The sequence below is a fragment of the Knoellia sp. p5-6-4 genome (genome assembly GCF_029222705.1).
Classification (GTDB): Bacteria; Actinomycetota; Actinomycetes; order Actinomycetales; family Dermatophilaceae; genus Pedococcus_A.
Window position 1 is genome coordinate 1,159,971 of the sequence record NZ_JARGZF010000002.1, and the last position, 21,052, is coordinate 1,181,022.

General features: G+C 73.3%; 21 protein-coding genes. 10 read left to right on the plus strand and 11 right to left on the minus strand.

What is annotated here, in order from left to right; translation table 11 throughout:
* The first annotated feature begins 78 nt into the window (after window positions 1-78).
* Together P2F65_RS16860 and P2F65_RS16865 are read left to right on the plus strand one after the other, a co-directional pair.
* The gene (locus P2F65_RS16860; RefSeq protein ID WP_275810411.1) at window positions 79-1,584 is read left to right on the plus strand and encodes a PspC domain-containing protein; all 1,506 of its coding nucleotides are present in this window, start codon (window positions 79-81) and stop codon (window positions 1,582-1,584) included.
* Window positions 1,585-1,588: 4 nt separating this feature from the next.
* Entirely contained in the window at window positions 1,589-1,978 is a 390-nt protein-coding gene (locus tag P2F65_RS16865) for a hypothetical protein (protein ID WP_275810414.1), read from the plus strand.
* 64 nt (window positions 1,979-2,042) lie between these two features.
* On the opposite strand, the gene P2F65_RS16870 is transcribed toward P2F65_RS16865, so the two are convergent.
* Both P2F65_RS16870 and P2F65_RS16875 read right to left on the minus strand, forming a co-directional pair.
* On the minus strand, window positions 2,043-2,765 hold the full coding sequence (locus P2F65_RS16870; RefSeq protein ID WP_275810417.1) for an NUDIX domain-containing protein: 723 nt from the start codon (window positions 2,763-2,765) through the stop codon (window positions 2,043-2,045).
* Window positions 2,762-3,892 (minus strand): glycosyltransferase family 4 protein, encoded by a 1,131-nt coding sequence (locus tag P2F65_RS16875; protein ID WP_275810420.1) that lies wholly within the window; start codon window positions 3,890-3,892, stop codon window positions 2,762-2,764. Before P2F65_RS16875 ends, P2F65_RS16870 begins: the two co-directional genes overlap by 4 nt.
* Before the next feature lie 35 nt (window positions 3,893-3,927).
* Here P2F65_RS16875 and P2F65_RS16880 point away from each other — a divergent pair, with 35 nt between their 5' ends.
* Together P2F65_RS16880 and P2F65_RS16885 are read left to right on the plus strand one after the other, a co-directional pair.
* The gene (locus P2F65_RS16880) at window positions 3,928-4,749 is read left to right on the plus strand and encodes a PIG-L family deacetylase (protein WP_275810423.1); all 822 of its coding nucleotides are present in this window, start codon (window positions 3,928-3,930) and stop codon (window positions 4,747-4,749) included.
* A complete protein-coding gene (locus P2F65_RS16885) occupies window positions 4,746-5,855 on the plus strand; it encodes a lysylphosphatidylglycerol synthase transmembrane domain-containing protein (RefSeq protein WP_275810425.1) in 1,110 nt (369 codons plus the stop codon). Before P2F65_RS16880 ends, P2F65_RS16885 begins: the two co-directional genes overlap by 4 nt.
* Here the strand turns inward: P2F65_RS16885 and P2F65_RS16890 are convergent.
* Entirely contained in the window at window positions 5,788-6,612 is an 825-nt protein-coding gene (locus P2F65_RS16890; RefSeq protein WP_345803709.1) for a cobalamin biosynthesis protein CobB, read from the minus strand. The two genes, P2F65_RS16885 and P2F65_RS16890, sit on opposite strands and share 68 nt — an antisense overlap.
* On the minus strand, window positions 6,609-7,937 hold the full coding sequence (locus tag P2F65_RS16895; protein ID WP_275810428.1) for a Mur ligase family protein: 1,329 nt from the start codon (window positions 7,935-7,937) through the stop codon (window positions 6,609-6,611). Before P2F65_RS16895 ends, P2F65_RS16890 begins: the two co-directional genes overlap by 4 nt.
* A 208-nt stretch (window positions 7,938-8,145) precedes the next feature.
* On the opposite strand from P2F65_RS16895, the gene P2F65_RS16900 reads away from it, so the two are divergent.
* Complete coding sequence (locus P2F65_RS16900; protein WP_275810431.1) at window positions 8,146-8,418, plus strand: serine hydrolase; 273 nt, start codon at window positions 8,146-8,148, stop codon at window positions 8,416-8,418.
* Here P2F65_RS16900 and P2F65_RS16905 read toward each other — a convergent pair.
* Together P2F65_RS16905 and P2F65_RS16910 are read right to left on the minus strand one after the other, a co-directional pair.
* Window positions 8,415-9,830 carry an HNH endonuclease signature motif containing protein gene (locus tag P2F65_RS16905; RefSeq protein ID WP_275810434.1) on the minus strand — a complete coding sequence of 472 codons (1,416 nt, stop codon included), beginning with the start codon at window positions 9,828-9,830 and terminating at the stop codon, window positions 8,415-8,417. The two genes, P2F65_RS16900 and P2F65_RS16905, sit on opposite strands and share 4 nt — an antisense overlap.
* A gap of 102 nt (window positions 9,831-9,932) precedes the next feature.
* Window positions 9,933-10,862 (minus strand): hypothetical protein, encoded by a 930-nt coding sequence (locus P2F65_RS16910; protein WP_275810437.1) that lies wholly within the window; start codon window positions 10,860-10,862, stop codon window positions 9,933-9,935.
* A 134-nt stretch (window positions 10,863-10,996) separates the two neighbouring features.
* Here P2F65_RS16910 and P2F65_RS16915 point away from each other — a divergent pair, with 134 nt between their 5' ends.
* On the plus strand, window positions 10,997-11,815 hold the full coding sequence (locus P2F65_RS16915) for a hypothetical protein (RefSeq protein WP_275810440.1): 819 nt from the start codon (window positions 10,997-10,999) through the stop codon (window positions 11,813-11,815).
* Window positions 11,816-11,859: 44 nt separating this feature from the next.
* Window positions 11,860-12,387: a cupin domain-containing protein gene (locus P2F65_RS16920; protein ID WP_275810442.1), complete on the plus strand. Its 528-nt coding sequence runs from the start codon at window positions 11,860-11,862 to the stop codon at window positions 12,385-12,387.
* A 16-nt stretch (window positions 12,388-12,403) separates the two neighbouring features.
* Here P2F65_RS16920 and P2F65_RS16925 read toward each other — a convergent pair whose 3' ends face one another.
* The 5 genes from P2F65_RS16925 to P2F65_RS16945 all read right to left on the minus strand — a co-directional run bounded on the left by P2F65_RS16925 (window position 12,404) and on the right by P2F65_RS16945 (window position 16,674).
* Window positions 12,404-13,114, minus strand: coding sequence for a hypothetical protein (locus tag P2F65_RS16925; RefSeq protein ID WP_275810445.1), 711 nt, complete (start codon window positions 13,112-13,114; stop codon window positions 12,404-12,406).
* A gap of 9 nt (window positions 13,115-13,123) precedes the next feature.
* Window positions 13,124-13,873: a lysophospholipid acyltransferase family protein gene (locus P2F65_RS16930; RefSeq protein WP_275810448.1), complete on the minus strand. Its 750-nt coding sequence runs from the start codon at window positions 13,871-13,873 to the stop codon at window positions 13,124-13,126.
* 4 nt (window positions 13,874-13,877) lie between these two features.
* Window positions 13,878-15,461 carry a glutamine-hydrolyzing GMP synthase gene (gene guaA, locus P2F65_RS16935; RefSeq protein ID WP_275810705.1) on the minus strand — a complete coding sequence of 528 codons (1,584 nt, stop codon included), beginning with the start codon at window positions 15,459-15,461 and terminating at the stop codon, window positions 13,878-13,880.
* A gap of 77 nt (window positions 15,462-15,538) precedes the next feature.
* Window positions 15,539-15,877: a DUF3817 domain-containing protein gene (locus P2F65_RS16940; protein ID WP_275810451.1), complete on the minus strand. Its 339-nt coding sequence runs from the start codon at window positions 15,875-15,877 to the stop codon at window positions 15,539-15,541.
* On the minus strand, window positions 15,874-16,674 hold the full coding sequence (locus tag P2F65_RS16945) for an SURF1 family protein (RefSeq protein WP_275810454.1): 801 nt from the start codon (window positions 16,672-16,674) through the stop codon (window positions 15,874-15,876). The genes P2F65_RS16940 and P2F65_RS16945 overlap by 4 nt, the downstream gene beginning before the upstream one ends.
* A gap of 70 nt (window positions 16,675-16,744) precedes the next feature.
* Between P2F65_RS16945 and P2F65_RS16950 the strand changes: the two genes are divergently transcribed.
* The 3 genes from P2F65_RS16950 to P2F65_RS16960 all read left to right on the plus strand — a co-directional run bounded on the left by P2F65_RS16950 (window position 16,745) and on the right by P2F65_RS16960 (window position 21,022).
* Window positions 16,745-18,463 carry an ABC transporter ATP-binding protein gene (locus P2F65_RS16950; protein ID WP_275810457.1) on the plus strand — a complete coding sequence of 573 codons (1,719 nt, stop codon included), beginning with the start codon at window positions 16,745-16,747 and terminating at the stop codon, window positions 18,461-18,463.
* Between the two features lies 1 nt (window position 18,464).
* A complete protein-coding gene (locus P2F65_RS16955) occupies window positions 18,465-20,273 on the plus strand; it encodes an ABC transporter ATP-binding protein (protein ID WP_275810460.1) in 1,809 nt (602 codons plus the stop codon).
* Between the two features lie 266 nt (window positions 20,274-20,539).
* On the plus strand, window positions 20,540-21,022 hold the full coding sequence (locus P2F65_RS16960; RefSeq protein ID WP_275810463.1) for an Hsp20/alpha crystallin family protein: 483 nt from the start codon (window positions 20,540-20,542) through the stop codon (window positions 21,020-21,022).
* Window positions 21,023-21,052 lie beyond the last annotated feature (30 nt).

A 21,052-nucleotide genomic window follows, 5' to 3' on the forward strand; every position in this document is an offset into this window, starting at 1 on the left:
GCGGAGGGCTCTACTTCAGGGTCCCGTCAGGGTCGACCCTCATGGCGAGGGACCCAGCCCACAGGAAGCATGGTTGGCATGACGCAGAACCCTGGCCAGACCGCTGGCACTCCGCAACAGAGCTCGGGGATGGACCGCTTCTTCGGGTGGCTCCGAGAGCTCGACCTCCGCCGGGACACCGAGGACAAGTGGCTGGCCGGCGTGTGCTCCGGCATCGCCAACCGCCTCGGCGTCGACCCCCTCGTCATCCGGGCGGTCCTCGTGGTCCTCATCCTCCTCGGAGGCCTGGGGGTCACGCTCTACCTCATCGCGTGGGCGTTCGTGCCCAACGACAAGGAGGAGATCGTGGCGGAGCGCGGCCTGCGCCACGGCGACTTCTGGGGCATCGCGCTCCTCGTGCTGATCGCCCTGTCGCTGGTCGGCGGGTCCGGGTTCGTCGACGGCAACGGCTGGGGCCTGTGGTGGCTCTGGTGGGTCGCGATCCCGGTCGGCATCGTCATCTGGCTCGTGACCCGCAACCGCGGCGACGACGAGGCTCGCCGCCAGCAGGTCGCCCAGTGGGGGCAGCAGGCGGGCCAGTGGGGCCAGCAGGCCGGCGCGCAGGGAGCGGCCTGGGGCGAGAGCGTGGGCCAGAAGGCCACGGCCTGGGGTCGTGGTGAGGGCGGCGCGCCGGAGGCAGGACAGCAACCGCCCGGGACTGCCCAGCAGCCGCCCGTCGCCGGACAGCGGTCACCCGGCGCCCCCGGTGCTGCGCAGCTGCCGCCCGGCGCCCCCGGTGCTGCGCAGCTGCCGCCCGGCGCCCCCGGTGCTGCGCAGCTGCCGCCCGGCGCCCCCGGTGCTGCGCAGCTGCCGCCCGGCGCCGTGGTGCCCGGTGGCCCGGGCAGGTACGCACCTCCTCCCCCACAGCCCCCGCTGCCGCCCCGCCCGCCGCGACCCCGTCACCGCACCGCCGGCTTCCTCGCCGCCGTGGTCGTGTCGGGCCTGGCGCTGGCCACCTACGGCCTCACCCTGTGGATGCACGCCGAGTATGCCTGGTCGGGCGACGACCACGTCGTCAGCCTGGCTGCCGCCCTGACCGTCGTCGGCGTCGCTGTCCTGGGCATGGGCCTGGCCGGCTTCCGCTCCGGCCTGACCGGTGTGCTCGCGGTGCTCCTGGCCATCACCACCTGGTTCGCCTCGATCGTGCCCGGTCTGCAGATCAGCGGCGGCGTGGGCGACCGGGAGTGGCGCCCGACCGAGGCGTCCTCCTCGCAGGAGTACTCCTTGGGCATCGGGTCCGCGAACCTGCACCTCGGCGACTACCCGACCGACCCGGCCACGCCCGGCGAGATCGATGCCAGCGTCGGCGTCGGTGAGCTGCGGATCTACGTGCCCGACGACCTCACGGTCGAGGTCCGCAGCGACGTGAACGTCGGCGAGGTCAAGGAGGCCGGCGGTTGGGGCCTGGACGAGAACAACCAGTGGTCCCAGGAAGGGCCCGGCGGCCGCACCCTGAGCAGCACCGAGGTCATCGGCAGCGGCCCCACCGACCTTGTGGTCAACGCCCACGTCGGTGCCGGCGAGATCATCATCGGCAAGGAGTGACCAGATGAGCGACAACATCCCCGAGCAGGACCGCACGAAGGCCCTGCCCACCCAGCCCACCCAGCCCGCCGCTGACCGGACCGAGTCCGTGCCCGCCCCCACGGCGGCGAGCGCCACCACCGCGAGCGCCACCGCGACGAGCGCGACCGCCGCCCCCCGGGGCGCCGGCCCGTATGCCGCCCCCGAGCCGGAGCCCGTCAAGGGCCCCTACCTCGCCCCGGTCATCCTGGGCCTGGTGTGCCTGCTCGTGGCGGCCGCAGCCTTCGCCCAGGAGCTGGCGGACTGGAGCATCGACTGGGGCAACGTCGGCCCGTTGGGCATCGTGGCGGCCGGCGCGCTCCTGGTGGTGCTGGGGGTGCTGGGCCTGCTCTCCTCGCGGCGGCGCAGGCGCTGAGCACCCCACGGCAGGCGGCAGGGCCCGGGTTCGCCTCGAACCCGGGCCCTCGTCGTGCGTCCGGCTACAGCTCGAGCCAGGTCGTCAGGTGCGGCGCGAAGGAGCGGGTCAGCCGGTAGCCGCCCACCTCCTCGCGGCGCACCCAGCGCACCGCCGCGGTCGAGCCCCCCACGTCGTGCACGACGGGATCGGTGGGCGACGGGCAGTGGGCCGTGAAGATGATGCGCACCGCGTGGAAGTCCTCGAGCCGGCCGCTGGGCGCACGTCCGACCCAGTGCTGGGTGTGGATGTCGAGCACCACCGGCTCCTCGATCCGCTGGCCGCTCTCCTCCCACACCTCGCGGTGCAGGGCCTCGAGGGGCGACTCGCCGGGGTCGATGCCACCTCCGGGCAGCGTCCACCGTCCTGCGGCGTTGGTGGCCTCCGAGAGCTGGGTCAGCAGGATCCCGCGGGCGCTCGTGACCAGGCCGTAGGCGGCGGCCCGCTGGTAGGGGTGCACCTGCTCACCCGGTTCCCGCACGAGCCCCTCGTCGGTGGGCACGGCGGCACGCGCCCGAGGCGCGTCCTGCGGGGATGCCGGCCGCACGGCATACCGGAGGGTGAGGGCGTGGTCGGGCTCGGAGACGGTGTCGACGCCGCAGATCGACTCGGCCACCCACCCGTGCTCGAACAGCACCCCCACCGGGTCGGCCCCGTGGGCGAGGCGGAAGGAGACCGCGGCCGCGCCGCGCTCGTCGACCCCCACCACGTGCAGCGTCGGGGTCGGTGGGTGCCGGCGCCCGCTCATCCGCCGGCTCCGGCCCTGGCGTACTCCGCCTCCACCAGGTCGAGCACCGAGGGCCAGGCCTGCGCCGGCGGCGCGGTGGCGCTGTGACAGGCCATCTCGGTGCGGCGGCGGTCGTCGACCACGAGCATCGCAAGCGCCTCGGCCAGGGCGTCGTCGTCCTCGGCGAGGATGCCGTGCACCCCGTCCTCCACGAAGTCGGCCACACCGGTGCCGGAGCGGGCCAGGATGGGCAGGCCCGCAGTGCGTGCCTCGAGGGCGGCGATGCCGAAGGCCTCCAGCCGGGCGGGCGTGAGGTAGAGGTCGGACTCCCAGTAGCGCTGCCGCAGTTCCGTGCGTGAGACCCGCCCGGGCAGCCGCAGCCACGATTCCATGTGGCGGGTCCTCGCGAAGTGCTGCAGCCGGGGCAGCTCCGGCCCCTCCCCCATCAGCTCGAGCGTGAACGGGATGTCGGCCGGCACGATCTCGCGGGCGGCGGCCGCGACCTCGAGCACGGCGATCGGTCGCTTGCGGGCCGCGAGCCGCATCGCCGCGACCACGTGCACGGGAGCCCCGGCGGGCTTGACCCTCGGGTGGGGCGGCGCCCACAGCCCGACGTCGATCCCGTTGGGCAGCACCTCGACCCTGGGCCGCCCGCCCACGATGCCGTGCACGGAGGCGGCCGTCACGGCCGAGACGGCGCTGAGCGCCGCACCACGCCGGTGCCACCGGCGCGCGTGGCCGGTGAGCCGGAACAGCGGCCGCGACCGCTCGACCAGGCAGTGCCAGGTGATCGCGGTGGGCAGGCCGACCTCGAGGGCGGCGTCGGCCATGTCGGTCGCGAAGGGGCTGACCACGCCCATGTGCACGTGCGCCACGTCGAAGCCCCCGTCACGCAGCCGCCGGCGCACCTCGGGGGGCGCGAGGGGGTTGACCGGCAGCTCCCACGGCAGCCGCAGGGCCATGCGGTGCACCCGGGTGCCGTCGATGGTCTCGATGAAGCCGTGCCGCTCGCCGTGGCTGCCGGGGGTGGCGGTGAACACCTCGACCTCGTGGCCGCGAGCGCGCAGCTGCGCGGCCAGGTCGTGGACCTGGACCTCGATCCCGCCCAGCCGGGGCAGGTAACAGTCCGACAGCAGCGCCACCTTCACGGGCTAGAGCCTGCCATGCGACAGGATGGCAGGTGATGAGCCATACCCTGGTCGCCTTCCACGCCCACCCCGACGACGAGGCCCTCCTGACCTCGGGGACGATGGCGCGTGCCGCCGCGGAGGGGCACCGCGTGGTGCTGGTCGTGGCCACCGACGGCGACCTGGGCCTGGCGTCGGGTGCGTATGCCGGTGACGGCCTCCTCGGTGAGCGCCGCCTCGGCGAGCTGCGCGCCTCCGCGCAGCGGCTCGGCGTCGCACGGGTGGAGCACCTCGGGTACGCCGACAGCGGGCTCGGGCCCGAGCTGACCGCCGACCCGCCCGGGCGCGTCCGTTTCGCCCGCGCCTCCGACGAGGAGGCTGCCGAGCGGCTCGCCGCGATCCTGCGCGAGGAGCGGGCCGACGTGCTGCTCGGCTACGACCGCAACGGCGGCTACGGGCACCCCGACCACGTCAAGGTGCACCGCGTGGGCATGCTGGCGGCCGAGCTGGCCGGGACGCCGAGGGTGCTGCAGGCGACGGTGCCGCGCGACACCATCTGCCGGGCGATCTCACTGGCATCGCGGGTCTACCGGTTCCCCCCGGAGTTCGACCCCACCTCGTTCCAGCGGGCGTTCAGCGCGCGGTCGCAGATCACCCACCGCGTCAGCGTGTGGCGGTATGCCGCCGCGAAGCGGGCCTCCATGCGCGCCCACGCCTCCCAGGCGAGCGCGGACGGCGGCGCCGACCGGACACTGGCGGCGTTCCTGCGCATCCCGCGCCCCCTCTACGACGTGGTGTTCGGGCGCGAGTGGTACGTCGACGCCTCGCGTCCGCCGGGGTCGCCCGTGGCGCGCGACGTGTTCGAGGGGCTGCCGTGAGCCGGAGGTCACGCACCCGCCAGGTCGCCCAGGTCGTCCTCGGCCTGGGCCTGGCCGTCAGCCTGCTCGTGTGGGGCCTTCCCTACTTCGCCAAGACGAGCTGGGCCGACGTCTTCGCCGTGCTGGGCAGCGTCGCGCCGGCGACCGCGGCTGGCCTGCTGGTCCTGGTCGTCCTGGGCCTGTGGTTCTACACCTTCACGCTCACCGGGTCGCTGCACGGCCTGCGCCACTGGCAGGCGCTCATCGTCAACGTCGCCGGATCGTCCGTGGGCAACCTGCTGCCGGGGGGTGGCGCCGCCGGCCTCGCGGCGACCTACACGATCTGCCGCTCGTGGGGCTTCTCCCGGCGTGACATCTCCACCTCGGCGATCGTCACCGGCGTCTGGAACGTCATGGCGCGCATCGCGCTGCCGGTCGTGGCGATCGCCGGGCTCTACTCCGGCGCCGAGGACGTGCCCTCCCCGCTGCGGGACGCCGCCCTCGCCGCGACTGTGAGCGGCCTGGCCATCCTCGCGGTCTTCGTCTCCATCCTCGTCTCCGAGCGGGCGGCCCTGGTCATCGGCCAGGGCATCGACCGCGCCATCAGGCCGTTCACCCGCCGCACGGCCCGCACCATGAGCGTCCGCGACCTCGTCATCGACCTGCGGGCACGGATCAGCGACATCGTGCGCACCGGCTGGCTCAAGATGACGCTCGGACTCACCGGCTTCTTCGCCGTCTACTTCGTGCTGTTCGTGCTGTGCCTGCGCATCACGGACGTCGACATGTTCTACGGCCAGGTGTTCGCCGCGTACGCCATCGGGCGGCTGCTCACCGCCGTGGGCGTGACCCCGGGTGGGCTCGGCGTCACCGAGACGGCGACCGCGGCGGCCCTGGTGGCGTGGGGCGCCGACCCGGCCAATGCGACGGCCGCGGTGGTGCTGTTCTCCGTCTACACGCACCTGATGGAGGTCCCGCTGGGCGCGCTGGGGTGGCTCGCCTGGTCGGTGAGCCCCAAGACGGCACCGGCGGACGAGCCCGTCCCCGAGGCTGCGCTCCCTACGCCTTCACCAGGCGGCGGACCTGACGCATCCGGGCCTGGTCGGCCACGGCGTCGTCCTGGCTGACCGGCTCGAACGGCCGGCCGGTCGCCCGTTCGGCGGCCAGCCCGATGAGCGCGTCGGCAAGGGCGGGGTTGGCGGGCAGGATCGGGCCGTGCAGGTAGGAGCCGATCACGTTGTGCAGGCGGGCACCCTCGGTGCCGTCGCTGCCGTTGTTTCCGAACCCGGCCCGCACCTTTCCGAAGGCCGCCTGCCCGGCGCCGAGGGTGGTCGAGCCCGAGTGGTTCTCGTAGCCCACGACCTCGCCGAACTCGGTGTCGAGGACGACCGGCCCGATCATCCGCTTGGCGTTGCCCTGGGTGGTCACGTCGAGGATGCCCAGGCCCGGCAGGCGCTGGCCCTCGACGGTGATGAAGGCGTTGCCGAAAAGCTGGTACATCCCGCAGATCATCAGCATGGGGATGCCGCCCTCGGCCAGCTCGCGGAGCCGGTCGCCGATGCGCTCGAGGTCGGCCTCGACCCGCACCTGGCCGGAGTCCTGCCCCCCACCGCCCACCAGCAGGTGGGGCTCGGCCGGGAACTCGGCGCCCGGGTGGTGCTGGTGCACGACCGGGCTGTAGCCGTGGCGTCGGATACGGGCGGCCAGGCAGCGGGTGTTGCCGAGGTCGCCGTAGATGCTCATCTCGCGCGGGTAGAGGTGCACGAGGTTGATGACGCCCTTGCCCGCGCGGTCGGCGCTGGGCACCCGGGCCGAGCCCTCGGGCTCGCCGGGGATGGCGACGTCGACCGGTGCCGGGTGGGCGTGGAACACGGAGTCGGTCACGAGGCCTCCTCGCCGATGTCGGGCAGGTCGTAGCGCGCGGCGAGCACCCGGCGCAGGCTCATCATCGCCGTGTAGGTGCAGAAGATGCGCATCGGCTGGTCACGGTGGCCGGCCAGGAACGCGTCGAGCGCCTTCTCGAGGTCGGGCTCGATGGCGTCGACCGGCACATCGTCGTACTGGAGCCTCAGGGCCATGTCGTAGGCCCGCACACCGCTGGTCATCGCGACCCCGCGCTCCCGCAGGCTGTCGAACGAGACGTCGTAGAGCCACGAGACGTCGCGGCCGTCGGCGTAGTTGTCGTTGATGGCGATCATCGTGCTGACCGGCGTGCTGCCGTAGGTGCCGAGCGCCACCGTGAAGCCGGCCGGGTTCTTGACGAGCACGAGCTCGAGCGGCTGGCCGTCGACCATGACGACCTCGCCGCGGCCGAACGGCGGCGTCACCGCCCGCAGGGCGGCCTCGGCCTTGGCAGCGTCAAAGCGTGACCCGAGCAGCATCCGGGCGGCGGTCGTGGCGGCGGTCGCGTTGATCATGGCCGCGAGACCGCGCTGCTGGAGCTCGAGCGGCCCGACGTTCTGGCCGGTCCCGTCGCCGTCCTGCCCGGGCTCGCCGAACAGGACCTCGAAGGTGCGCTCGTCGCCCGGTTTGAGCAGGCCGTCGTCCGGACCGGGCTTCGGCGGCACGAAGTCGTCGTCGAAGCGGACGTCCTGCTCCTGGATCTCGGGCAGCCGGTCGGCGATCGACGCGTCGACCCCGAAGTACCGGACCGCGACGTCGTCGTCCACCTTGTCGCGGATCCGGGAGATGAAGGAGTCGTCGATGTTGAGCACGACCCCGGTGGTGGCCTGCTCCGCGAGCGAGGCCAACAGCTGTGCGGTGTGGTCGATCTCGGCGAAGCGGTCGAGCTGGTCACGGGCGACGTTGAGCAGCAGCGCGTGCGTCGGCCTGACCGCGGCGGCGAACTTCAGGGCGTGCGCCTCGTCGAGCTCGAGCACCGCCATGTCGGCCTTGAGCCGGCCACTGACAGGGAGCTCGCCGAGCATCGAGGAGATGACGCCGCGGGTGAAGTTGCTGCCCGTCGGGTTGGTGAAGACGACGAGGCCGTGGGCGCGCAGGACGGCCACCAGCATCTTGGTGGTGGTGGTCTTGCCGTTGGTGCCGCTGACGACCACGATGCCCCGCGGCACGTCGGCCAGGGCGTGGGAGAGGAACCCGGGGTCGACCTTCTCGGCGACCAGGCCCGGCAGCGCCGACCCACCGCCTCGAAGGCGCGAGGCGGCCCGCGCCGCCTTGCCTGCCAGTACCGCCGCCGTCGTCCTCAGCACGCATCAACCCTAATGCGTGGCGCAGGGCCGGGGCCGCGCGGCATACCGGGTCGTCCGCGAGTGGAAGGGTGCCATGACGATCGCGGAGATTCTCGGCGAGGTGGGTGCACCGGCTCGGTGCACGCCGCGTCTGTCTCCGGCGGTGCGGAGTGGGGCCACTGTCAGGACGAGCCGATGGCGCCGGCGTCGGTCATCAAGGTCGCGGCTCGTGTGGAACGACCAGGCGGCTGCGCCGGAGGCCTGCGCCACCCTGCGCCGCACCATGGGTCGGCAACTGGTGCGCACCCGGCTCGCGTCCGGCTTTGCGAGCAGCGCACGCGTTGCCGCCAAGAGTGGCGCGCTCACGGGGATTGCCCGCAACGAGGTCGGCGTCGTCACGTTGCCGGGCGGTCGGGCCCATGCAGTCGCCGTCTTCACCCGCTCGCTGCCGGACCAGTCGACGGACGGGCGCGCCGTCGACGCGCTGGAGAAGAGGATCTAGGAAGCCAGGTCGCGGACGCCGAGGTGGTCGACCGGCCAGGTCGTGAACCGGTCCCCGAGCGGGGTGGTCCAGGTGACCACCCCGTCCGGAGTCATCTCCACAGCCCAGCGTTCCTGCTGCTTGAGGCGGTGGTGGTGCCGGCACAGGCACATCAGGTTCTCCTGCTCGGTCGGCCCGCGCGGGTGGGCGATGACGTGATCGACGTCGCAGCGCCGGGCCGGGACGGTGCACCCGAAGAACCGGCACGTCCCGTCCCGGGCCCTGACCAGCCGGACCAGCCACGACGGCGGCCGGTACGCCGCGCAGGTCTCGGACGCCAGGGTGCCGGACCGCCAGTCGCACAACGCCAGCACCGCCCGGGTGCCGAAAGCGGCAGCCAAGCCGCGCACCACCTCCCCGGGCACCTCCCCAACCCCGGGCACCTCGACCACCGGCAACACACCCGCCGCCGGCACCGGCTCCCCGGCCACGTCACAGACCCCGGCCGGCAGACCCGGGGCACCCGGAAGGCCCGAGCCCGGCACGCCCGGCTCGGCGACGGGCAGCCCGAGCGGGGTCAGCTGGCCCGGTGTCGACGGGCCGCTCCCGGACGGGCCCGGCCAGCCGGTCGGCACGGCCGGGACCGTGAACATCACCGTGGTGGTCACCGTCGCGTTGCCGAGCACCACGTCGGCCATCGCGTCGGCCCGGGCCTGGTCCAAGGTCCGGGCGTCCCCGTCGCCGCGGTACCGGCGGGCCAGCTCGTCGACCGCCGCCCAGCACGCCGCCGAGGTCTCGTTCGGCAGCACCGCCAACCACTCCGACACCCCCGGCTCCCCGGGCCGGCGCCACAACCCCCGCTCGGCCCGGTTCGCCTCCACCCTGCGCCGCAACGCCTCGGGGTCCAGCCGGGCCAGCGTCCGCCGCACCGCCGCCCGCAGCTGCGCCGCCGTCCACCGGGGTGCGCGCGGCAACACGGCCGCCTGCACCGCGGCCGCCACCTCGACGTCGGCGTCGGCCAGCTCGGCCACCAGCACCGATGCCCGGTAGTCGTCCAGGTCCCCGGCCGCCATCACACGCAACGTCGGCCGGAACCGCGCCGCCAACCGCGCCGAGAGGGCCACCTTCCGGTCCGCCCCGGCCGGCGACAACCCCAACCGCGGCCCGACCACCCCGGCCGCGAACGCGCTCACGTGCCCCAGCCCGCGGTCCTGCTGCCCCAGCGTGCCGTCCTCGAACCGCACGTCCTCCCGGGCGGCGTACTGCGCCACCCGCTGCACCTGCACCGCCTGCGCCATGTTCGCCACCCGCTGCGCCGCCTCCACCCGCTCGGCCAGCTCGGCGTCCGACAGCGACACCGCGCCACCGGGACGGCAGGAGCCCTCGAACTCCTCCCACAACAACCGCTGCGCCTCCGCAAGTCGATCGAACATGTGTTCGATCTTAAACGGAGGCACCTACACCCATGTGCAGTCATCCACAGACGACAGACGAGGACTCGCCCGACGGAAGTCAGGACGGCGCGAAGCGCTCTGTCACTGTGCGGCCAGGCGCTTCTTCAGCACTCCCGCCAGGTAGTTCATCTGCTGCACGTGCGCTTCGTCCCCGTCGGTCTGGACCACCGCCGGGCCCACTCCCGCGGTGATGATGGCCACGGCATACCCGTCGACGATGCCCATCTGCCGGGTCTCGGTGTCGCCGCGCAGCCAGCCGCCCTTGAACGGCCCGCCGCCGATGGTCCCCAGCCCCCACCGGTGCTGCGGGATGGGCCGCATCACTCCCAGGATGTGCACGCTCGCAGCCTTGGAGACCACCCGTCCGCCATGGAGCGCAGCCATGAACTTCACCTGCTGGCGGATGGTCCACTGCATCGACCCCTGGGAGCGGTCGGGCGCCACGGTGGTCGTGTCCCCCACCGACCGCAGCACAGCGGTGATCGCCGCGCCGGGGCTGCCGGGGATCTGGTCGCGCAGGGCGATGGTCGAGTCCATGTGCGACTCGGTCAGCGCCCGGGTGATCTGGGTGCGCTGCGTGGAGGTGAGCCTGCTGGGGTCGCCGTCGACGACGGTGTCGAGGAAGGCTGCCACCACGAGCACCTTGGAAGTCGACCACGCCCGATAGCTGGGCACCGATCCCTCGATGGTCACCGCCGAGGGGTTGGACAGCGGCGCGAAGGCCAGGGCGTTGCGGGTGTCCCCCACCAGTCCGACGGGACGGGGCTCGGGCTTCGGCGACGGCTTCACGGTGGCGGTCTTCTTCGGGGCGGGCGGCGTCGTGGTGGTCCGCTTCATGGTCGGTGTGGCGGTCCGGGTGGTGGTGCGACTCGTCGTCGAGGAGCTCGGCGCCGAGGTGGAGGGAGTCGTCGACGGTGTCGCGCTGGTCGTCCCCACGGCTCGACCAGCTCCTCCTCCGCCGCAGGCAGCGAGGAGAAGGGCCACGAGGGTGATCCAGATGGTGTGCCGCACGGGCACCGAGGGTAACCCGGGTGCCGCCCGCTGGCGGGGTGGGCAGAACGGTGGACCGGGCCGGCGATCGGGAGGTGCGTCACTGCGCCCACGCCTACGGTGTGCCGCACGCACCCGCCGAAGAGGGGACGACGATGCACTACCGGGAAGCGCCGTGGCTCATCGAGTACGCCAGCCACCCCGAGCTGATCCTCGCGTACATGGACGCCGGCCTGCTGGCGGCCGGCTGCCTGGTGCTCGACGACGGCACCGACGGCACGATGGCCTGGGCCGAGGCCTACGACGACGAGACCAACGCCTACTTCCTCAGGAACCTCGAACGGCCGGCGCCGGTGCTGGCCACCCCCGACGGCACCACGCTGGTCGAGATCAGCGACATGCACGGGTCGCCCAGTGTCCGTGCCCGCAGCGTCCTGGCCGACGGCACCCTCGTCGAGACCCTGCTGCGGTGGCCGGAGGTCCCGCCCTGGCCGCGCCGCATGCAGAAGGCACGCGGGCTGACCGACGTCGAGGCCGAGATGACACGGCAGGCGGCGCGCGGTCGCGTGACCAGGGTGGTCGAGGGCGGGCCGGTGGAGGTCCTCGCCAGCCACTTCGCCTCGGTCGCCGACATCGAGGAGGGCAGCGGTACCGAGGCCGTTGAGCTCACCACCATGGAGGAGGTGGTCGCGGTCTGGAACGCCGCGCTGCTCCACGGCCAGCAGGTCGAGCGCGCCAACCTGGTGCTCACGGGCCTCACCCAGATCGGCGCCTTTCTCCTGGGCGTGGCGCTCGCCCTGGTGGGCTGGCTGGTCCTGGACTCGTGGTGGCCCGCCCTGGCCGGCGTGGCGCTGACGGCCGCGGTCTGGTGGGCTTCGCCATTCCTCCTCGTGCTGTACCGGCGGTCGGGTCGCCGGCGGCCGCCGTTCCCGTGGGTCGTGCGCGAGCGGGTCATCCCCCTCGACCCGCGGTAGGTCGAGTCGCCTGCAAGGACCACGAGCCTCTGCCAAGGTGGAACGTGCCCGGCCCGCGAGTGGACGCGGCCGGCAGCGTCGACCGGGGGGTACCCGTGGGCATCGAGGACATCGGACCGCAGCCGCAGAGCTTCGACCTGGAGCGCGCAACGCTGGACCACCGCAACTATCGGTCGGTGGCGTGGTCCGGGAAGTACCTGCAACTGACGCTGATGTCGATCCCCGTGGGCGAGGACATCGGCCTCGAGGCCCACCCGGAGACCGACCAGTTCCTCCGCCTCGACGGCGGCCGCGGTCGCGTGCAGATGGGACCGGCCAAGGACCGGCTGGACTTCGACCGCGAGGTCGAGGACGGCTGGGCCGTGTTCGTGCCCGCGGGCACGTGGCACAACATCACCAACATCGGTGACGAGCCGATGCAGCTGTATGCCGTGTACGCGCCCGTGCACCACGCCGCGGGCACGGTGCACCCCACCGCCGCCGACGCGGAGGCTGACGAGGAGGCAGGGACCGACGAGCCCCCGCAGTGGTCGGTCCGGCCGCGGACCGACGTCCCCGACCAGCACGCCTGACCGACACCAGACGCCCTCAGCGGCGCACCCACACGCGCAGGCGGCCGACCGGCACGAACCCGGCCGCCACCGCCTCGGCGAGGTCGGCGCCCCGCTCGTAGCCGGCCACCGGACGCCCGGGAAACAGCCGGGAGGCCGCTCCCCCGAGCGTCTCCCACACCCCGGACGCACCGGACCAGACGTTGCTCACGCCGACCACCCCGGCGCCCAGGCACAGAGCAGCCCGGCCCACCACCTCGCCCGGAGCCCGGGCGGTGAGGAAGCGCACCGCCGGGTCCGCCAGGAGGGCGGGCGGGAACGTGCCGCGCTGGCCGCTGGCCACGGCCCACTCCTCCAGCGCCGCCTGGTCGACGACCTCCACCCAGGTGGTGGCCCCCGCCGGCGGCGACCCCGCGGCCGGTGTCGCAGCCTCGAGCCAGAGCCACTCCGCCTCGAACAGCACCTCGAAGCCCTGACCTCCCAGCTCCACGTCGCCGAAGCTGTCCTTGACAGAGGCGCCGTCCCGGCGCGGCACCGCCTCGGCCACTGCTGCGGCCTCCAACCCCGGGGACGATGTCACGACATCGGGGAAGAACGGCGGGGGCAGGCCACCGGCCAGCCACAGGCCGTGGGTGACCGACCCCGGTGTGCCGTGCCCACGGCATACCGTCTCGCACCAGGCCACGTTGACGGCCGCCGCACGAACCGCCCGCGGATCGGGCAGGACGTCGGCCAAGGGGTCGGGCAAGGGTCGGGCTCAGGCGCTGCTGGGCTCGCGAGCAGCCAGCTCGGCCTTGACGTCGCTGGCATAGCGGCCGGACCGCTCCTGACCGCTCATCTCACCGATCGCATCCATGACGGTGTCGGTGATGGCGCGCAGGAGCGCTGCCTTCTGGTGGCGCTGCGACAGGGCGTCGACGTCGATGGGCGGGCCGAACCGCACGGTGACCTTCGCGGGGCGCAACCCCTTGGACCCCGGCGGCTGGACCCGGTCGGTGCCAATCACCGCACACGGGACCAGGGTGGCGCCGCTGCTGAGGGCCATCCTGGCCACGCCCGTCCGTCCCCGGTGCAGGCGCCCGTCGGGCGAGCGCGTGCCCTCCGGGTAGACCCCGAAGGCGTCTCCGCGGCGGAGCACCTGCTCACCGAGCTCGAGGGAACGGGCGGCCGCACGGGCGTCGGCGCGGTCGACCGGGATCGTCCCGGCCGTCGAGTGGAACCAGCGCACCGTCGCACCACGCAGACCGGTGCCCTGGAAGTACTCCGCCTTGCCGAGGAAGTGGACCTGACGGCCCGAGGCGAGCGCGATGACGATCGAGTCGATGAACGACAGGTGGTTCGAGGCGACGATGAGCGGCCCCGTCGGCGGGACGTGCTCGCGGCCCTCGACCCGCATGCGCGTCGCCAGCCTCAGCGGCGGCCCGATCACGACGTGCCGCATCACCGCGCGGCTGAGGCTGCCCTGCCGCACCGTGCCGCCGAGGTCCCGGGCCTCCCCCGCGGTCATCGGCTCACTCCCACTCGATGGTGCCCGGCGGCTTGCTGGTGACGTCGAGGACCACGCGGTTGACCTCGGGCACCTCGTTGGTGATGCGCGTCGAGATCTTGGCCAGCACCTCGTAGGGCACCCGGGTCCAGTCAGCGGTCATCGCGTCCTCGGACGACACCGGCCGCAGCACGATGGGGTGGCCGTAGGTGCGGCCGTCGCCCTGCACGCCCACGGACCGCACGTCGGCGAGCAGCACGACGGGGCACTGCCAGATCTCGCGGTCGAGACCGGCAGCGGTCAGCTCCTCACGCGCGATCGCGTCGGCCGCCCGGAGGGTCGCGAGCCCATCGGCGGTGACCTCGCCGACGATGCGGATGCCGAGGCCCGGCCCGGGGAAGGGCTGGCGCCAGACGATGCCCTCGGGCACTCCGAGCTCGAGGCCGACCTGGCGCACCTCGTCCTTGAACAGCGAGCGCAGCGGCTCGACGAGCTTGAACTGCAGGTCCTCCGGAAGGCCCCCGACGTTGTGGTGCGACTTGATGTTCGCCGCGCCGGTGCCGCCACCGGATTCGACCACGTCGGGGTAGAGCGTCCCCTGCACGAGGAACTCGACCGGGTGGTCGTTCTCGCCGCGGTGCTCGCCGACGATGTCGCGGGCGGCCTGCTCGAAGACGCGGATGAACTCGCGGCCGATGATCTTGCGCTTCTCCTCGGGGTCGGAGACACCGGCGAGCGCCGACAGGAACCGGTCGCGCGCGTCGACCACGACGAGGTCGACACCGGTGGCCGCCACGAAGTCCTTCTCGACCTGCTCGGCCTCTCCGGCCCGGAGCAGGCCGTGGTCGACGAAGACGCAGGTCAGCTGGTCGCCCACGGCCTTCTGCACCAGGGCCGCCGCCACCGACGAGTCGACGCCGCCGGAGAGCGCACACAGCACCCGGGACTCGCCGACCTGCTCGCGGATCGCCTCGACCAGCTCGTCGACGACGTTGGCGGCCGTCCAGTCACCCTCGATGCCGGCGCCACGCCAGAGGAAGTTCTCGAGCACCCGCTGGCCGAACGTGGAGTGCATGACCTCGGGGTGCCACTGCACGCCGTAGAGCTTGCGCTCGTCGTCCTCGAAGGCCGCGACGGGGGCGCCGGCCGTGGAGGCGGTCACCCGCATGCCCTCGGGCGCCTCGGTCACCGAGTCGCCGTGGCTCATCCAGACCGACTGCTCGTCCGGCTGCCCGTTGAAGAGCACCGAGGACGTGTCACTGATGCGCGCGGGCGTCGCGCCGTACTCGCCCAGCCCGGTCTTGGCGACGGTGCCGCCGAGCGCCTGGACCATGGCCTGGAAGCCGTAGCACATGCCGAACACGGGGACCCCGGCATCGAGGAGCGCGCCGTCGAGGGAGGGGGCGCCCTCCTCGTAGACCGAGGACGGCCCACCCGACAGGATCACCGCCGCCGGGTCCTTCGCCAGCATCTCCGACACCGGCATCGTGCTGGGCACGACCTCGCTGTAGACGTTCGCCTCGCGCACCCGGCGGGCGATGAGCTGCGAGTACTGCGCGCCGAAGTCGACGACGAGCACCGGACGGGCCTGGAGCTCGATCTCGGGCACCGCCGTGTCGTCGGCCGTGGTGGCCTCCACACGGTCGTCGTCCTGGGCCTGGGTCACGTCCGCGGCTGCTGCATCAGTCACGAGGCAAGGCTACCCGCGAGCTGCCCCTCGACCTCCCTCGCCACCGACCGCTCGACCCAGAACGAGAGGAACGGCACACACCCGGCCAGCATGACCAGCACCATCTTCCCGAGCCCCCAGCCCACCTTGAACCCCAGGTTGGCGGTGGCGACGAGGTAGACCATGTAGATGAAGCCATGCGGTTGCGGCCACCAGTCGAGGGCGTGGTTGTCGAAGCCGTAGTTGAGGATCATCTCGGCCACCAGGACGAGCAGGCCCACACCGACGATGAAGGCCATCACCTTGAAGAACGTGAGGGCCTTCTGGGCTGCCTGCGGGTCGCGGATCTCGTTCACGTGCTGCTCTTCTCCTTCTCGGGGGCTGTCACCGGCTCCGCCTCCCGGCGGTCGCGCTCCGCGTCGTCGCGGACCATCCTGAACCACATGTAGGCCGCGAAGGCGGCGAAGATCCACCACTGCAGCGCGTATGCCGCGTTGCGCCACGACAGCCCCGCCTCACCGATCCGGGGCGGTGGCACCCGCTCGAGCGGGGCCGGGTCGAGGGGGGCACCGTCGGCGCCGCGCTCCTCGGTGCCGAACACGAAGGCGTTGAAGAGGTCGCCCTCCCACTGGTTCACCAGCACGGCGAGGTCGATGGAGCCCGCCAGGGGGTGGGCCGGCGCGACGCCGGCCGGCGGGGCGGGCGCCTCGGCGGGCGACTCCCCGGGAGCGAGGGACCCCACCAGGGTGAGCGTGCCGGCGGGCGGGTCGGGCACGGCTGCCGGGTCGGTCGTGAAGCCGCGGACCACGGCGAGGGTGCCGCTGGTGCCGTCGACGAGGAACGGCGCCACCACCCAGTACCCCGCGCGGCCGGCGAGGAGCCGGGGCGCGACGAGCAGCTGGCCGTCCGCGGCATACGAGCCGGTGGCCCGGACCAGGCGCCCGGACCCGTCGTCGGGGAACTGCTGGTGCGGGCCCACCACGGTGATGAGGTCGACGACGGGCTGCGCCGGCGCCTTCTCGACCGCCTCGGCACGGCCCCGGTCCCGAGCGACGTCGAGCTGCCACAGGCCCAGCCAGGTGAACGACACGAGGATGGCGACGAGCACCGCGAACAGGCCCAGCCAGCGGGGCTTGAGGGCGGTTCGCAGCACCTCCACAGGCTACGTGAGCCCGGAAAACCAGTGTCGTCCAGGCCCGCCGGACACCTACCGTGGCAGCCTGATGCACACGCCACTGACCCACGACCCCGGAGCCCCGGACACCCGGGGCCCGTTGCGGTTCCTGCTGTGGCTCGCCTTGCAGCAGTGGCGGATCCAGCTGCTCGTCCTGCTCGCCGGGGCGACCTGGATGGTGTCGCTGGCGCTCATGCCCGCGGCCGTCGGCAACGGCATCGACGAGGGCATCGTCCCGGGAGACTGGAGCGGGCTGGCTCGCTGGGCCCTGGTGATCACCGGGCTCGGCGCCCTCGCTGCGGCGGCCGGCGCGACCCGGCACTACCTCGCGGTGCACAACTGGCTCGAGGGCTCCTACCGCAGCGCGCGGCTCACGGCGCGGGGCATCGAGCAGGCGGGGCCCGCCCTGACCCGCACCATCCCCGCCGGTGAGGTCATCGCCGTCTTCGCCAACGACGTCATGCGCATCGGCGGCCTGTTCGACGTCGCCGGCCGCTTCACCGGCGCGCTCGCGAGCTACGTCGTGGTGGGCTCGATCCTCCTGGCCGCCTCGCCGCCCCTGGGCTGGCTGGTGCTCGTCGGCGGGCCCGTGCTGCTCTCGTGCCTGTCCTTCATCGTCCGCCCGCTGCAGCGCCGCCAGGCCGACCAGCGCGAGCAGACCGGCCGGCTCACCACCCTCGGCGCCGACACCGTGGCGGGCCTGCGGGTGCTGCGCGGCATCGGCGGCGAGCAGACCTTCCTGCGCCGCTACGAGGAGCAGTCGCAGCAGGTGCGGCGCGTCGGGGTGCGGGTGGCCGGCGTCCAGGCGGCCCTGGACTCGGCACAGGTGCTGCTCCCCGGGGTCTTCGTGGTGCTGGTGACGTGGATCGGCGCGCGGTTCGCGCTCGACGGCCGCATCACCGCCGGCCAGCTCGTGGCCTTCTACGGGTATGCCGCGTTCCTCACCATGCCCCTGCGCACCGTCACCGAGTTCGTCGACCGCTTCATCCGGGCGCACATCGCCGCCCGGAAGGTGCTGCGGATCCTGGCCGTCGAGCCCGACCAGGAGCCAGGTGTCTCCGACGAGGCCCCCTCGCCGGAGACGTCGGGCGACCTCGTCGACCCGCTCTCCGGGGTCCGCGTGCGCGCGGGAGCCCTGACCGCCCTGGTCTCCGCCCGACCGGAGGAGACCGCGGCGATCGCCGACCGGCTGGGTCGGCACGGGCCCGGACGCCACGAGACGACCTGGGACGGTCAGCGCCTGGACGCACTCCCCCTTGCCGAGGTGCGCCGCCGCATCGTCGTCAGCGAGGCCGACCCGCGCCTGTTCACCGGAACACTGCGCGAGGGGCTGCTCGCCGGCCGGGCCGGCACCCCCGACCAGCAGGTGCACGCGGTGCTCGAGGTGGCCAGCGCGCTCGACGTGCTCGAGGCGGTGCCCGACGGCCTCGACGGGCTCGTCGAGGAGCGCGGCCGCTCCTACTCCGGCGGCCAGCGCCAGCGGCTCGCCCTGGCCCGGGCGCTGCTGGCCGACCCCGAGGTGCTCGTGCTCGTCGAGCCCACCAGCGCGGTCGACGCGCACACCGAGGCACGCATCGCCAGCCGCCTCGCGGTGGCCCGCAGGGGCCGCACCACCGTCGTCACCACGGCCAGCCCGCTGGTGCTCGGCGGGGCCGACGAGGTGCTCCTCGTCGAGGACGGGGTGGTGACCGCCACCGGAACCCACCACGAGCTGCTGGCCGGGCACCCGGCATACCGCTCGATCGTGACCCGCGGGGAGGAGGACTGACATGGGCATGGTGACCGACCACGCGCGGCGGACGCTGCCGATCGCCGACACGGCCGCCGTCGTGCGGCACACGCGCGGGCTCGTCCGGCAGCACCGGCGCTACCTGTCCGTCGTGCTCGGCCTGCACGCCCTCGCGGCGCTGGCCGCCCTCGCCGGGCCGTGGCTCGTCGGCCGCCTCGTCGACACGGTGACCGGCGACGGCACGCTGGCCGAGGTCGACCGGCTCGCCATGATGCTGGCCGGTGCGGTGGTGCTCCAGACCGGCCTCACCTGGGCGGCCCGGCGCGCCTCGCTGGTGCTCGGCGAGACCGTCTTCGCCGAGCTGCGCGAGCAGTTCATCGGCCGCGCGGTGAACCTGCCGCTGTCGACGGTCGAGCGCGCCGGCACGGGCGACCTCGTCGCGCGGACCACCAACGACGTCGAGGCCCTCTCGCACGTCGTGCGGTTCGGCATCCCGTCGATCTTCGTCGCCGCCGTCACCATCGTCATGACGGTGGTGGCCGCGCTGCTGACCTCACCGCTGGCCACCTTGCCGATGCTGCTCGGCCTGCCGTTCTACTGGTTCTCGACCCGGCGCTACCTGCGCTTCGCCGGCAAGGGGTACCTGTGGGAGCGCGCCACCTACGCCAGCCTCAACGGGGTCGTCTCCGAGACGGTCGACGGCGCCCGCACCATCGACGCGCTCTCGCTCGGCCCGGCCCGTCGGCGCCGGTTCGAGGAGAGCCTCGGCGACTGCTTCGAGGCCGAGCGCTACACCCTAGGCCTGCGGCTGCGGTGGTTCCCCTTCGTCGAGCTCGGCTACTTCTTCCCCGTCGCCGGCTCGGTGCTGTGGGGTGGCTGGCTGGCGATGAACGGCCACATCACCGCCGGCGCGGCCACCGCCGTCACCCTCTACATCCACCAGATGGTGGGACCGCTCGACGAGGTGCTCATGTGGCTCGACGAGATCCAGGTGGGCGCCACCTCGCTCGCCCGCGTCATCGGCGTGGGCGAAGTGCCACCGGACCGCTTGGCCACCGGGGCGCGCCCGGACGGGGACCGGCTCGACGTCGAGGACGTGCACTACGCCTACCGCAGCGGCCGCGACGTGCTGCGCGGGGTCAGCCTCGACCTCCGGCCCGGCGAGCGCCTCGCCATCGTCGGCCCGTCCGGCGCGGGCAAGTCGACGCTGGGCCGCCTCATGGCCGGCATCGACGGCCCCCGCACGGGTGTGGTCTCGGTGGGCGGCGTGCCGCTGGTCGACCTCGAGCTCGGCGACCTGCGCACCCAGGTGGCCCTGGTGACCCAGGAGCACCACGTCTTCGTCGGCACGCTGGCCGACAACCTGCTGCTGGCCCGCCCGGGCGCCGACCGGGGCACCCTGCTCGCGGCGCTCACGGCGGTCGACGCCGCCGGCTGGGCGCTGGCACTGCCCGACGGCCTCGACACGGTGGTGGGCAGCGGCGGCCACCGGCTCAGCGAGGCGCAGGCCCAGCAGGTGGCCCTGGCCCGGCTGGTGCTGGCCGACCCGCACACCCTGGTGCTCGACGAGGCGACCTCGCTGCTCGACCCCCGCGCGGCCCGACACCTCGAGCGCTCACTGGCCGCGGTGGTCGAGGGCCGCACCGTGGTCGCGATCGCCCACCGGCTGCACACGGCCCACGACGCCGACCGGGTCGCGGTGGTCGAGGACGGCCTGGTCAGCGAGATCGGCGCCCATGACGAGCTGCTGGCCGCCGAGGGGCCGTATGCCGCGCTGTGGCACTCGTGGCGCGACGAGCGTTCCCGGACTGCCGACCGACCTGCGAAAAAAGTTCCGTACCGCACGTAACCCGCGTCACAGCACCCTCGTTGTGCTGGGTGGTGCGGCTGGAGAACCATCCCCGGCTCATCTCCAGCCGCACCCACCTCCACCCAGCCCGCATGAGCGCCCCTGTGCCGCAGCGGAATACACCTGTTGCGCTCCGCGTTGTCCGAGGCAGAATGGTCCTGACCCGTCAGGGGGGCGGTCGGCCGGACGGGACCCGGTCGACCCCAACGCCACAAGACCCGGTTCGCCGCGGTGGCGGACCGGACTGGACGCAGGAGGTGTTTCTGGTGGCTGTTGTCTTCGATCCCTTCCGTGAGATGGACCGGCTCACCGCCCAGATGTGGGGCGGCCCGTCGGCGACGCGGGCACCGCGCTGGATGCCGATGGACCTCTACCGAGCCGGCGACCACTACGTCGTCAACATCGACCTGCCCGGCGTCGACCCGGGCTCGATCGACGTCGACATGGACGGGAACACCCTCACGGTGCGCGCGGAGCGCACGCTGCGCGGCGAGGAGCAGGCCGAGTGGATCGCCCAGGAGCGGCCGTCGGGCAGCTACATGCGCCAGCTCAGCCTGGGCGAGGGGCTCGACCTCGAGAACATCCACGCCCACTACGAGAACGGCGTGCTCTCGATGACCATCCCGGTCTCGGAGAAGGCCAAGCCCCGCAAGATCGAGGTGCAGAGCCGTGGCGGCCAGCAGCAGATCGGCGCCTCGGAGGGCCGCGCGGCCAGCACCGAGACGGTCGAGGGCAGCGTGTCGAGCTGACCCGCAGCGAGGAGGGGCCCGGCAGCAACC

What these genes read in the sequence shown, in the direction of transcription:
- P2F65_RS16930 (WP_275810448.1), bottom strand. Translation starts at nt 13,873, where the DNA reads ATGACCGCGGGGGAGGCCCGGGACCTCGGCGGCACGGTGCGGCAGGGC.
- P2F65_RS16860 (WP_275810411.1), top strand. Translation starts at nt 79, where the DNA reads ATGACGCAGAACCCTGGCCAGACCGCTGGCACTCCGCAACAGAGCTCG.
- P2F65_RS16865 (WP_275810414.1), top strand. Translation starts at nt 1,589, where the DNA reads ATGAGCGACAACATCCCCGAGCAGGACCGCACGAAGGCCCTGCCCACC.
- P2F65_RS16870 (WP_275810417.1), bottom strand. Translation starts at nt 2,765, where the DNA reads ATGAGCGGGCGCCGGCACCCACCGACCCCGACGCTGCACGTGGTGGGG.
- P2F65_RS16950 (WP_275810457.1), top strand. Translation starts at nt 16,745, where the DNA reads ATGCACACGCCACTGACCCACGACCCCGGAGCCCCGGACACCCGGGGC.
- P2F65_RS16955 (WP_275810460.1), top strand. Translation starts at nt 18,465, where the DNA reads ATGGGCATGGTGACCGACCACGCGCGGCGGACGCTGCCGATCGCCGAC.
- P2F65_RS16915 (WP_275810440.1), top strand. Translation starts at nt 10,997, where the DNA reads ATGCACTACCGGGAAGCGCCGTGGCTCATCGAGTACGCCAGCCACCCC.
- P2F65_RS16905 (WP_275810434.1), bottom strand. Translation starts at nt 9,830, where the DNA reads ATGTTCGATCGACTTGCGGAGGCGCAGCGGTTGTTGTGGGAGGAGTTC.
- P2F65_RS16880 (WP_275810423.1), top strand. Translation starts at nt 3,928, where the DNA reads ATGAGCCATACCCTGGTCGCCTTCCACGCCCACCCCGACGACGAGGCC.